Source organism: Bacteroidota bacterium, from assembly GCA_026391695.1.
Classification (GTDB): domain Bacteria; phylum Bacteroidota; class Bacteroidia; order Bacteroidales; family JAGONC01; genus JAPLDP01.
Map to the genome: position 1 here is coordinate 35044 of JAPLDP010000065.1, position 14529 is coordinate 49572.

Here is a 14529-nt window from a genome sequence, read left to right on the forward strand (position 1 = left end):
AATGTGGAAAACGGAATAATTTTCATCAATAGAATAGAATTATCCTGAAATAATATACAACCAACTTCCAAAATCAATGAAAAGAAAACCGATCTTATTGTCAGCTATTATTGGCTTAACCATTGCCTTAAGCAGCTTTGTAATCGTCAGCGTTACGATCACCGATAAGAATACACAAACTATGACAAATCATAATAATTACGACAAGGATTGGAAAAAGGTAGATTCTCTGATTCAGAAAGATTTACCACAATCAGCATTAGAAATTGTGGAGACTATTTATAGCAGGGCCCGGGCTGATAATAATTCCCCACAATTTATTAAAGCTATTCTTTATCGGATGAAGCTGCAAGCCGAATTTAAAGAGGATTTCATGGTTAATATTATTGGTGATGCCGAAAAGGAAATTTCCCGTGCCTCATTCCCCGAAAAACAGATTCTCCATTCCATTTTAGCTGAACTCTACTGGAGGTTTTATCAGTCGGACAGACACGAGATACTTGATAGGACGGCGACTCTAGGTTTTGATCAGAAAGACATACGGACTTGGGATGTTAATAAGTTTGTCTATGTGACTATCCTGAACTACCGGCAATCATTGGAAAGTGCTGCTAAACTTCAGGCCATATCTCTGAAGGATTATGATCCTATCCTGATCACTCAGGAAAGTTCGAAGATGTATAGGCCATCCCTTTATGATTTCCTTGTTCACCGGGCTATCGACTTTTATATGAATGAAGAGTCAGGTCTCACTGAACCGGTCTACAAATTTGTAATGGATTCACCGGAATATTTCAAACCATGCAGCGATTTTATCGGAATGGACATTTCGACGAAAGATACGATGTCGCTGAAATTCCATGCCATCAATCTGTTTAAGGATATCATACGTTTTCACCTGGATGACAAGTCTCCGGAAGCTCTCATTGATGTGGACCTTAAAAGACTGCAATTTGTCAGGCAGTATGCTTTTATGGAAATAAAAGACAGCCTGTATATTGAGGCACTCAAATCGTTACTTGGCAAATATTCCGGCTTTCCTGCTTCTGCGGAGGTGAGTTATAAGCTTGCACAAGCTCTTTTCGACCGAGGTGATAATTATCAACCCTTAAAATCTGATCTTTATAAATGGGATATCAAAGAAGCCTATCAATATTGTCAGAAGGCCATTAATGCTTTTCCTGACGCAGAGGGCTCAAAAAGATGCAAAAGCCTTATGAGCCATATCACTGAAAAGGCTCTCAACCTAACTACCACTTATGGCAATGTGGAAGGCCAATCTTTTTTGGGTCTGGTATCCTATAAAAACTCTCCTGAAATCTTCATCCGGATCATTAGTTTACCAGCTGAGACAGACAGAAGACTCAGGGAAGGAAAGCGTGCAAAGGAGCTTGTTGTCGGTTACCTGCGCCTTCCGGTTCTCAAAGAGTGGAAGGTCGGTTTGATTGATGATGGAGATTTTCAGACACATGCAACAGAGATAAAAATTCCTGAATTGCCACTGGGTTATTATGTTATCCTTGCCTCAACAGATAAGGATTTTTCTTACACCGACGAAGTCGTGGCATACAGCTCTTTTTGGATTTCCAATATAAGCTATATTAATCGCCAGGCCGGTGACGGAAGCATTGAGTTTTATGTCCTTGACAGGGAAAAAGGCACACCGTTGGCCGGCGTGAATATTCAGACCTTCTATCGCAATTATGATTATAACCAACGCAGGTATGATCTTCAACCCTGGAATACATACACAACCGGTGAGGATGGATTTTTCACCATTCCGGCTCTCCTGCCCCGTACTGACAGTAAATCATTTATTATCAGGTTCGCTGCAGGAAATGACACCCTGATAACTGACAATTATTTTTATCAATATGGTCGCAGTCCTGAACCACAGAAAATGAGGCCCAAAACGTTCTTCTTCACCGACAGGGCCATATACCGTCCGGGACAAACCGTATATTTCAAAGGTATTGTCATTGAAACTGATGGGAAAATTAATGAGATACTTCCCGGTTATAAATCCAGCGTGAGGTTTTATGACATCAACGGACAAAAGATATCGGAAGTGGCTGTTATAAGCAATGATTACGGCTCGTTCAATGGCTCTTTTACAGCTCCTGTCGGCGTTCTTACTGGCCAGATGACCATAAGCAATGAGTCAGGTTCTGTCGAAATTTCAGTGGAAGAATATAAGAGGCCTAATTTTGAGGTCATCTTTAATCCTGTCAAAGGAGTTTATAAACTCAATGAACCAGTTTCAGTTCAGGGACGGGCCAAATCTTATTCGGGCGCAAACATTGACAATGCCCAGGTGAAATACCGTGTGGTGCGACAGGCCAGGTTCCCTTATTTGAGCTACTGGTGGCGCAACTGGTTCCGCTCAACACCTGATATGGAGATAGTCAATGGCATTGCTGTAACCGATGCCGAAGGCAATTTTACCATCGTTTTCCAGGCTGTTCCTGATGCAACTATTGAAAAGAAATTCAAGCCGGTCTTTAATTATCATGTCATCGCAGAAGTGACCGATATCAACGGCGAGACTCAGACCTCTGAAACCACGGTCTCAGTGGGGTATACAGCACTGTTAATCAATGTGGATGTACCAGACGGGATCGATAAATCAGGCAAAGCAGAGTTTAAACTTTTATCAACCAACCTGAACGGCCAGAAAGAACCTGCCAGAGGGATGCTGACTATCAGCAAGCTCATTGAACCTGATCGTCTATTCAGGGAACGGCTATGGGAGCAGCCTGATAAATTTATTATGACCAAAGAAGAGTTTTATGATGCTTTTCCGCATGATGTCTATAATGATGAAGACAATATTGAAAAGTGGAAGACCGGACAATCAATCCTCAATAAGGCATTTGATACGGAAAATGACAGCCTGATAGCCCTGACTGATCTGCAGGCATGGGAAAATGGCCAATATGTCTTAAAAGCAAGCACTACCGATAAATTCGGACAGCAGGTTGAAGTGACAAAATATTTTATTATTTACTCCCCTTCTGATAAAAAGGCCCCGGTAAACGAAATCTATTGGTTTTTACCTCAAAAAATGAATGGTGAACCCGGTGAAAATGCTGCCTTTCTTATTGGAACAAAGGATAAAAACATAAATATTCTGTATGAAATTATCAAAGATGACAAAATTATCCATAGGGAGTGGATCAAACTGAATGCACAACAGAAATTTATTGGTATTCCCCTGAAAGAGGAGTACAGAGGGAATTTTATGATTAATCTGGCATGTGTCAGATTCAACAGAAGTTACATGGATCTGAATACTGTCACTGTACCATATACCAATAAAGCATTGGATTTTGAATTCAGTTCTTTCAGGGATAAGCTTATGCCAGGACAGGCAGAAGAGTGGAGCATCAAAATAAAAGATAAAAGAGGTGAGGAAGTTGCTGCTGAGATGGTCGCTTCTATGTATGATGCCTCGCTGGATGTTTTTGTGCCCCACGCATGGGATTTCTCCCTCTTTGAGCAAACTGATGCTTCAAGTGGTTGGAATGTGCAAAATGCCTTTTCAGTGAAAAACACACAGGACATCACGGAAACCTCCAAACTATATGAATACCCTGGTGACAGAACCTATGACCGGCTGAACTGGTTTGGTTTTGATTATTTTGGATATTCAAGATATGTCGAAGGTGTTATGGACAATGTACGGCCTATGATAAAAGGTGAGGTTCATGCAGTTATGATGGTGGAAGAAGAAGCAATGGTTGTACCTGGTGATGGGGGGAAACAATCAGAAGGTGCAGAGGAAGAAATTGCCGTAAAACCCAAAGAACCATCCGGACCTCAGCTGCGCCGGGATTTCAACGAAACAGCATTCTTCTTCCCTGACCTGAAAACGGATGAAAATGGCAATATCATCATCAGGTTTAAGATGCCTGAATCACTCACCCGCTGGAAGATGCTTGGACTGGCACATACTATCGATCTGAAATATGGCCAGGTCACTAGGGAGCTTGTCACTCGGAAAGAGCTGATGGTGGTGCCCAATGCCCCGCGATTTTACAGGGAAGGTGACACCATGGTTTTCACAGCTAAGGTCATCAACCTCTCTGATAATGAACTAAGCGGAACAACAACATTGGCATTCTTTGATGCGGTGAGTATGACACCGGTAAGCATTTTGATGTCCGCTCCCGACCAGCCATTCTTAGTTAAAAAAGGGCAGAGTGCAGTAGTCAGGTGGAATATTTTCATTCCCTATGAAGGCATTCAGGCTCTTACCTATCAAATATTTGCCAAAGCCGGTAATTATAGCGATGGTGAGGAGAAACCTTTACCTGTCTTGACAAACCGTATGCTGGTGACCGAAACATTGCCACTACCTGTCAATGGTAAGCAGACTAAAACCTTTTCTTTCGATAAACTGGTCAGTTCAGCCTCATCTCCAACCTTAAAGAATCATAAGCTGACACTTGAATTCACTTCTAATCCGGCATGGTATGCTGTGCAGGCTTTACCTTATCTGATGGAATATCCCTATGAATGTTCTGAGCAGGTGTTCAGCTGCTTATACGCCAACAGCCTCGCCAGCCATATTGTCAATTCCAATCCGAAAATTAAAAGAGTCTTCGATAGCTGGAAAACCTATAGTCCGGAAGCTTTATTATCGAACCTTGAAAAAAATCGGGAACTTAAAGCCTTGATTCTTGAAGAGACACCCTGGGTGATGGATGCAAAAAATGAAAATGAACGAAAGCAGCGAATCAGCCTGTTGTTTGATCTGAACAAAATGGCAGGTGAACAGTCGGCTTCCCTGATGAAACTGAGGAATATGCAGTTGCCCAATGGCGGATGGCCATGGTTTAAAGGCATGGAAGACAGCCGCTATATCACGCAGCATATTGTTTGCGGCTTCGGCAAGATGAACCATCTTCAGATAAAAGATGTCGTTGGAAATGACGATGTCTGGCAAATGGTCAGAAGGGCTGTACGATATATCGATGACAGGATGAGAGAGGATTATGAACGGATAAAAGAGCTTTATCCGAAAGAAATGGATAAAAACCACCTGAGTTCCGTTGAGATTCATTACCTCTATACAAGGAGCTTTTACAATGCATTCAATTTTAATATTGATATTGACAAACAAAACCGCGAGGCCTTCGACTACTTTAAAGGACAGGCACAGAAATACTGGACAGAGCAAAACATTTACATACAGGGAATGATTGCCATTGGTTTACAGCGCTTTGGCGATCAGTCCACTCCTGCCGATATCATCAGGTCATTGAAGGAACATGCATTACATTCCGAAGAAATGGGCATGTACTGGAGGGAAAATACCGGCGGCTATTATTGGTACCAGGCATCTATTGAAACACAAGCTTTGCTTATCGAAACTTTCGAGGAGGTCGCTAATGATGCAGTATCAGTTGAAGAAATGAAAATATGGTTGCTGAAACATAAGCAAACTCAGGATTGGGAGACCACTAAAGCCACAGTTGAGGCTGTATATGCCCTGCTCCATAGAGGTACCGATATTCTGGTCAGCGAGGATCTGGTTCAGGTCACACTTGGAAACAATGTAATTGATCCTAAGATTATGGATGATGTAAAGGCTGAAGCCGGCACAGGATATTTTAAGACATCCTGGAGCGGCAAGGAAATAACACCTGACATGGGCCATGTCACCGTCACAAAAAGTGATGAAGGTGTAGCCTGGGGTGCATTATACTGGCAGTATTTTGAGCAGCTGGATAAAATAACACCACATGAGACACCCTTGAAGTTGGAAAAGAAACTATTTGTTGAAAGGAATACGCCTTCCGGACCTGTTATTGAACCGGTCATCCCTAATACCAGCCTTCACGTTGGCGACCGTCTCAAGGTACGTATTGAGCTTCGCGTCGACCGCGATATGGAATACGTTCACATGAAAGACATGCGTGCCTCAGCATTCGAGCCGGTCAATGTCCTGTCAACATACAAATACGAAGGAGGACTTGGCTATTACGAAAGCACACGCGATGCGTCGACGAATTTCTTCTTTAGTTACTTGCTTAAAGGTACTTATGTTTTTGAATACCCTATGATAGTTTCGCAGCAAGGCGATTTTTCTAATGGCATCACTAGCATCCAGTGTATGTATGCACCGGAATTTGCAGCTCATTCTGAGGGAATTAGAGTACATATTGGTGAATGAAAACTAATCCAGCCTTTAAATGCTGGGACACGTACACTAAAAATTTATCAGTGAATCACCAGCTCCCGATTTCGACTTTCCCTCTCTGCTAATTATTTATCGTTTTATATTGATTGAACTTCTCAAGGACTTTATTTACAAAGTTATACGTCTCTGACCCCCTGGCATAACCATAATATACCACTGAGTCAGAATAATATTGAGGATTGGATTTGAAAAGCATGAATGAATCTACATTATTTGTCCAGACTGCCGGATCCTTATTGTATTTTTCAGCCAGACGCATAGCATCATATACATGAGCTATGCCAACATTATATGAAGCAAGGACAAACTTATGTCGTTCATTTTCGTCTGTTACAATATCTTCAAACTGATCGTCAAGGTATTTAAGAAATTTAACACCCGCTACGATATTTGCCTCTGGTGACGATAATGAATCTACACCAAATTTCTTAGCTGTAGCAGGCATAAGCTGCATCATGCCAAAAGCACCGGCCCATGAACTGGTGTTCTGGTTAAAACCAGATTCCTGAAAAATAAGTGAAGCAAGAAGACGCCAGTCCCATCCAAGTATGTTGCTCTGCACTTTGATGAATTCATCATAATCCGATATCCTGCCCCTTGTCAAACTATGATAGTCTTCAATATTAGCCCTGCCGATCCTGGGATTCTTGAAATACTTATTAAAAGTTAATTTGGCCTCTTTTGACCGTTTGAACCCTTCCAACCATTTATTGATTTCAATTAAAAGATCATTTGATCCTTTTCTGACAGCCCAGGCGGTATTCTGAGAAAAACTGACAGCAGTCCCTACATCTATATCAGGATAAAAGTTCTGGCTTATCAACGCAACGGGCTCATCGGCAATAGTATATCCGATTTGTCCGCTTTCTACCATATCGATCAGCTCTTCCATGGTCTTGCCTTTTTCTTCAATAACTGAAATGGTGTCGCCGATTTCATCAGATAGATTCTTTAAACGCATTCTGAATGAAATGTTACTTGGAATATATATGGTCTTTCCTGCCAGTTCCAGAGGATTAAGGATGAGATGGGATTCAACTTCATCCCATGTGCTCATCTTGCGCCAGTTTTGAGGCTTCCGCTGCACTAGGACCTGCCGTATCTGATTCATCGGATTGGAAAAATCAACCTGAGCAACCCTGTCACGCGTTATCGTAATATCCATTGCAATCAGGTCGCCTATACCGGTGTTCAGATCTTTAATGGCTTTATCAAGTTCATTATCAATGATGATCTCCAGTTTAACACCCAAATAATTGGCAAATGAATTTAAAAGATCATATTGATATCCCATTTTCTCCCCCCTGTATATAAAATAATCCGTCGAATTATAGTTAGTAATGGCAATGATCTTTCCCCTTAATTTGATCAGATTCATTAATCCATTCCCTCCATACTGTTTATAATCCTGAAAATTATTTACATTGGGGGAGTGTGAGCAGGTAATAAGCAATAAGATCAACGATAAAAGTGAAAATGCTTTTATTATCTTTCTGATGGCTTTCTTAATCATGAAGTCTTGTTTGATCCTACGATACTGACAAATGCCAGGATAATTGTAACAAAAGAAAAAAGTATAAGTTCATTCCTTCATTTACTCAGTACTTTAAATTCCGTTCTACGATTCATCTGGCGTCCATCCTCTGTATCGTTCGTGGCAACAGGCTGAGTCATGCCATATCCCACATAGGTCAGCCTGTTTGAATCAAGGCCGTTGATTATCAGGTAATCTACAACAGACTTGGCCCGGTTTTCCGAAAGTTGCTGGTTATATAACGCAGAACCAACGTTATCAGTATGTCCTGATATCTCAATTTTTAGAGAAGGAACATCTTGCAGCAACTTGATCAGCCTGTCCAGTTCTGTTTTTGACTCAGGTCGTAATGTGGCTTTATTAAAATCAAAGAAAATATTTTTCAGAATTATCTTGCTCCCAACTTCAATCTTTTTCAAATAAATATCCCTGTTGATTTCCTGGACAGACGTTGAGGCTGGAATGATAAGGTTCTCAGAATAAAACATGTATTCCTTTGCTTTTACTGCAAAACCATAGTTCCTGCCGGATGGCAACGATACTAAATATTCACTTGTCTCACTTGATGATTCAAATGATGCGACTTTCACGCCCAGTTCATTATCAAAAATTTCAACAGGAACCGCACCAACCGGTTCTAAAGTCACGGCATCACGTATCACTCCTTTAATGATGGCCAGTTGTATCGCTTTTATTTCTTTCTTGCCGGCGAGGATTATTTCATTCGTCGGTTCCAATTTGAAAGTCTGGACATCCCAATCGTCTTTAGTGATAACGGGTTTTTCGGGTCCAAGAAATGTGATCATGAAAAGATCACGTTGTCCAATGCCATTAGGATCGAAGGAGGAATAATAGGCATGACGGCCATTCCTGGAAATTGAAAAGAAGACATCATCATCAGGCGTATTGACGGGATATCCAAGATTCACAGGCTCTGTCCATATACCATTAACATTTTCGGACCTGAAAATATCATAACCACCCATATTCCTATGACCCTTTGAGCTGAAATATAACGACTTGCCATCAGAACTCATGAATACGCCTTCCTCATCATAGGGTGTGTTAATGGACGCCCCAATATTTACAGCTTTACTGTATTCATACTTATCGCTATTCCCTTTTCTGACCATCTGGCTGACATAAATGTCCTTGCCTCCATATCCTCCGGGTTTATCACTCACAAAATAGATCGTTTGCATGTCAGGAGCATACGATGCGGATGTTTCATGATATTCTGTGTTGATCTCTTTGGGCAGCGGTCGGGGATATTGCCATCCGCCATCTTTAATGAAGCATTCAAAAATATCACCGCCATTCTCACCTTTGTATATTAGTGCATGCTTACCATCGGGAGAGATGCCAACAATAGCATCATGAGAATCAGTGTTCAGTGGCTTCCCGGGATTTACAGGTGCCTCCCAGGTATCCGTATTCTTGTCCCTGAAAGAAATGTATATATCCTCAAAATACATCAGATCAAACGGATCTATACCCCCTCCAGTGGTATTGTCCCTGCTTGATGTGAACATCAGAACAGTTTCATCTTCATTGATATATGGACTATAATCCGGATACTTTGAATTGACAGGACTACCAAGATTATCAATAAAAACCCTGACAGGATTGCCGATCATCTCTTTTGCTACCTCGCATTCGCTGATTTTTTTATCTATCTGCACGTTAAGCTGAGATAATTCGTTAGGAGTCAGTGATTGACGATACTCTTCGAATTTCTGAATAGCTTTATCTGTTTCAAGATTAAGATGGTATGCTTGACCCAGCAAATAGAGCAGATCCGGTTTCACCTGTGGATCAAATGAAAGAGCTTTCTCGAAAAAAGAGATTGACTTGGTTTTCTGCACCGTTTTGATATAACACACACCTATCTTGTAATTGAGCAGGGCATTATTGGGATTGAAGCCGTTGGCTTTCAGATAGTGCTCTATGGCAAAGGCATACTGTGGTATATCATTAAAAAAGTTATCATCGCCCTCTCTTATTTCTTTAATGGCTTCCTTCAGCAGTTTTTTTTGTTCCCCGGGAAAATTATCTTCATCAAATGCCACATTGACCTGAGCATTTAAAGCTGTAAGACAAGAAAAGATAATAAATGACAAAAACAATATATTAATCCGCCAGGTCATAAATACTATTTACAATTTTCAATATATACTTTGGCTTGTCCCACTCCAAGAGTAACTGCCCTTTCCCAATCAGCACAGGCTCCTTTATTATCCCTTAACATTTCACGGGCATTTCCACGGTTCAGATAAAGATAACCACTTCCGGCTTCGGCGTTTATTACTTCAGTATAATCCCTCTCAGCACCAGAATAGTCTTTGAGTTTGAACCTTGCACTGCCCCGATTATTTATGGCAATGAAATAGGTAGGATTAATGCTGAAGGCCTCATTAAAGTCTTTTATCGCAGCTTCATAATTACCCAGATAATATTTTGCCAAACCCCGGCTGTTATAAGCGCTGATATAATCAGGTTTGATTTTAATTGCAGCTGTGAAATCCGTTTCAGCTTCCTCATAGTCATTTTGCTCCATCTTTATACGCCCAAGGTTATCAAAAGCAAAATACAATCTGGGATCGAGCATTGTGGCTTTAAGAAAATCATCCTGCGCCTTTTTTAGTTGTCCAATCTCCAGATAAGCCTTTCCACGAAAATTGTACGCATTAGCAAAATCATTTTTTAACAGGATAGCTCTTGAAAAATCATCTATAGCTACTTGATATTGACCATTTTCAAAAGTAATACCAGCACGATAATAGTATGCTTCCGCCAAATTGGTGTTCAATTGAATGGCCTGCGAGAAGTCCTCTGAAGCTTTTTCATTATTACCGAGTGAATAATTCGTCAGTCCCCTGAAATAATAAGCCCAGGCTGTTGGCATCAGTGCGATGGCCTGATTGAGATCATTCAGTGTGCTTTGGTACAAATTTGCCTTATATTCAATGACTCCACGATTATAATAGGCTTCGGCAAAGTCCGGTTTAATTATTAGTGCTTCATTCAATGCTCTGATGGCTGAATCAGCCAGTCCCTGGTTAAACATGTCAATAGACTTATTATAAAGAATTTCGGCCTGCTGGTTACCTATTATTACTGAATCTGGTCGAGCCCCGGTGGGCATGGAATTCTGCCCAGTACTGTAAATACATAAGGCCGGAAGGATGAAGCAAATGAGGGTATTTATGGAATATTTCATTCACAAAGTAATTGATGGCCCAAATTTACGAATAGATTATATTCGTATTGAACTTCCACTTAAATTTGTAGGTTTTTTAAGACTTATATGTCTAAAAAATTTGACGCATCTCACATCTCCAAGATAACCTTATCAGGAGTTATCATTACTTTGGGCATTGTTTATGGGGATCTTGGTACTTCCCCTTTATACGTGATGAGATCCATTGTCGGAATGGCTAATCAAGCTATTGATACAGATTTTATTTTAGGGGCTCTATCCTGTATCATATGGACTTTGACACTTCAAACCACGGTTAAATATATCATCATTACACTCAGAGCCGATAATAAAGGGGAGGGTGGAATTTTTGCCCTGTATGCTCTCATTCGCAAAAAGCATAAATGGATATTTATTCCGGCTATTATAGGTGGAGCAGCCTTATTAGCAGACGGAGTTATAACTCCTTCTATTACTGTTGTATCGGCTATTGAAGGACTTGATATGGTGAATCCCAATCTGCCGGTCCTGTTAATTACCCTGGGGATTATCACACTACTGTTTGTCATCCAGCAATTTGGCACTTCTGCTATTGGAAAATCCTTTGGCCCAATAATGTTCGTATGGTTTCTGATGCTTGGAATCTTAGGTACAAGCCATATTTTTGATTTCCCTCAAGTTTATAAAGCCTTTAATCCATATTACGCTATTAAATTATTGTCCACCTATCCCGGAGGATTCCTGCTTTTAGGCGCTGTTTTCCTCTGCACCACCGGAGCTGAGGCACTTTATTCCGACCTTGGACATTGTGGGTTTTTGAATATCCGTGTTTCATGGATTTACGTTAAGATTTCCCTGATCTTGAATTATCTTGGCCAGGGTGCATGGATACTAAACCATCCATCAGCACTCATTGACGGTATCAATCCGTTCTTTTCGATCATGCCGCAATGGTTTCTCCTACCAGGAATCATTATATCCACAGCGGCAGCTATCATAGCCAGCCAGGCTCTTATTAGCGGTTCATATACCATCATCAGCGAAGCAATCTCTTTGAACTTCTGGCCCAGGATGAAAATCAACTATCCGACAAATATCAAAGGACAAATGTATATTTCTACAGTTAATTGGTTCCTTTACATTGCTGTTTGTTTTGTTATTCTTTTTTTCAAAGAGTCAACCAATATGGTAGCTGCCTATGGACTGGCTATCACCATCACTATGCTGATGACCACCACACTGATGACATTCTTTTTATTGCGCATCAGGAGGCCCATTCCTCTCATCGTAGTTTTCTTTTTAGTCTATCTGACCATCGAAGGCGCCTTTCTCATTGCCAATCTACACAAATTCCTTTATGGCGGCTGGTTTACGTTGCTTCTCGCCGGAATACTTTGTTTTATTATGTTCACATGGTACAGGGGAAGAGAAATTAAAAAACGGTTTTTATTATTTATAAAGATCTCTGACTACGCTGATGTACTGAAAGATTTAAAGAACGATGAAACGATCCCAAAATATGCAACAAACCTGGTATATCTGACAAGAGCTGATCACAAAACCGATGTCGAATCAAAAATCATGTATTCAATCATTAATAAACAACCTAAAAGAGCCGACAAATATTGGTTCCTGCATTTGCATATCGTTGATGAACCTAAAAAGATGGCCTATAAAGTTGAAACAATTATCCCTGATGTGTTAATGAGAGTCGACTTTATTATCGGTTTTAAGGTACAGCCTCGTCTTAACCTATTTTTCAGGGAGGTCATTGAAGAATTGGTAAAAAACAACGAGTTTAATGTGACTAGCAATTATGATTCACTTAAAAAACACAATATCCCTGGTGATTTCAGATTTGTTTTGATCGACCGCATTCAAAACTATGATTTTGATTTCCCCGCATTTGATCAGTTCATTATGGATTTCTATAATATTATTAAAAAAATTGGCATTTCTGATGTCAAAGCTTTTGGTCTCGATACCAGCAACATAGTTGTTGAAAAAGTACCAATGGAGTCAGATGCTATGATTGAAAAATTTAAAAATATTTATAGGATTAATAAATTAAATCCTTTGTAAAGTCTAAATATGGCGTTTATTTCATATTTTTGATTTGATTCCTTAACCTTAATTTGTCTCCCTATGAAAAAAATTTACCTTTTTACACTGTTTATGCTTTCTCTGAGCTTAATTTATGCTCAGACTGAGATCAGCAACTTTAATGCAACCGGTGCCGGTTATTCTACTTCATCGCTTACTGATTACCAATGCCTGGGTATAAATCCGGCGAATCTTGGCTGGACCTGGAATGAACATAGCTGGAACCTGGGTTTGCTCGAAGCGGCTATTTCTATTTATTCTGAACCATTGACCAAAAAACAGGTCATGCATGACCTGTTTAAAGAAAGCATCGAATTATCATACAATGAAAAACAAAAAGCAGCTGATGATTTCACAAATGCCCGAATATGGGCCTCCGGCGCTGTAACCTGGTTCGGGATTTCTTATCAGCAGGAAAAAATTGGCGGATTTGCTTTCAGTATCAGAGACAGAGGCCTGTGGAACTCTGTTCTCAATGATCAGGCAGCGCTATTTCTATTCCAGGGCTACAATGCTCCCTATTTTGATGTTCACATCGGTGATACCGGTTATTCTTCCAAACCTCAACCTGCATCAGTCGTTTATAAGGGAACTGACCTGGATTTTATATGGTATAGAGAATACAACCTGGGGTATGGAAGAAAAATCATAGATGAAAAGGATTTTTTATGGTATGGTGGTATCGGCCTGAAATATCTTGTCGGTTATGGCAGTGCACAATACCTCCAGGATGACGAAGGAAAACTGGTAGCCTATTCTTCGCTGAGCCCCATATTCAAAGTGGATTATGGGAAAAACGCGATTAATCCCGTTACAGGTAAAGGCTTAAAAAAAGTAGGCACCGGCTTTGGATTTGACATTGGTACAACTTTCAAGTATAAAGATCTTAAAGTTGGTTTAGCCCTGAATGATATCGGCAGTATTAAGTGGACAGGAAATGTTTTCGAAGGTTATAATGCTTTAGCAGACAGTGTTTACTTAATTGAAACCGATGGTATTGATAACTACAATATTTTTGCCCAGGGACAACTTATTGTTACTGATGACGCATCGAAGTCTAGTCAGTGGCAGGCCCTCGACAAGAAAAAAGTCAAGATACCGATGAACCTGAAAAGTGGAGCTAGTTACAAGTTTAGTGAAAAGATTGAAGCGGGATTTGATCTGTATGTGCCCCTTGGAAAGCCCGTTCCCGGAAGATTTGAAAGCCCTATATTCGGAATTGGTGGCAAATTCACCCCTGTTGACTGGGTACAACTTAATATTGGTATTGTTTCCGGCGGTAAATTAGGAACAAATATCCCATTTGGCATCTCCCTGTTCCCAATAAAAGATGATGAAAAAACATGGCAGATCGGCGTTGCTACTCGTGACATGTTGACACTGTTCCAGAAAACTGACCCGACACTTTCCATTGCTTTCGGATTCCTGCGATTTAGCTTCGGCCATAAGGAAACAGCCACAAGATACCTCGAAAAGTGACCCTCTTCC

The 14529-nt window shown here is 40.5% G+C and carries 6 protein-coding genes; 3 read left to right on the top strand and 3 right to left on the bottom strand.

Translation table 11 applies throughout. The features are described from left to right. Positions 1-76: 76 nt before the first annotated feature. Positions 77-6178 carry an MG2 domain-containing protein gene (locus tag NT175_08355; protein ID MCX6234720.1) on the top strand — a complete coding sequence of 2034 codons (6102 nt, stop codon included), beginning with the start codon at positions 77-79 and terminating at the stop codon, positions 6176-6178. Between the two features lie 88 nt (positions 6179-6266). On the opposite strand, the gene NT175_08360 is transcribed toward NT175_08355, so the two are convergent. The 3 genes from NT175_08360 to NT175_08370 all read right to left on the bottom strand — a co-directional run bounded on the left by NT175_08360 (position 6267) and on the right by NT175_08370 (position 10959). Beyond that, on the bottom strand, positions 6267-7718 hold the full coding sequence (locus NT175_08360; protein MCX6234721.1) for a transporter substrate-binding domain-containing protein: 1452 nt from the start codon (positions 7716-7718) through the stop codon (positions 6267-6269). Positions 7719-7795: 77 nt separating this feature from the next. Beyond that, positions 7796-9859, bottom strand: a complete 2064-nt coding sequence (locus tag NT175_08365; protein ID MCX6234722.1) for an OmpA family protein — start codon at positions 9857-9859, stop codon at positions 7796-7798. Positions 9860-9891: 32 nt separating this feature from the next. Continuing rightward, entirely contained in the window at positions 9892-10959 is a 1068-nt protein-coding gene (locus NT175_08370; protein ID MCX6234723.1) for a tetratricopeptide repeat protein, read from the bottom strand. Between the two features lie 87 nt (positions 10960-11046). Between NT175_08370 and NT175_08375 the strand changes: the two genes are divergently transcribed. Further along, a complete protein-coding gene (locus NT175_08375; protein ID MCX6234724.1) occupies positions 11047-13020 on the top strand; it encodes a KUP/HAK/KT family potassium transporter in 1974 nt (657 codons plus the stop codon). Positions 13021-13083: 63 nt separating this feature from the next. Next, positions 13084-14520 carry a DUF5723 family protein gene (locus NT175_08380; GenBank protein MCX6234725.1) on the top strand — a complete coding sequence of 479 codons (1437 nt, stop codon included), beginning with the start codon at positions 13084-13086 and terminating at the stop codon, positions 14518-14520. Positions 14521-14529 lie beyond the last annotated feature (9 nt).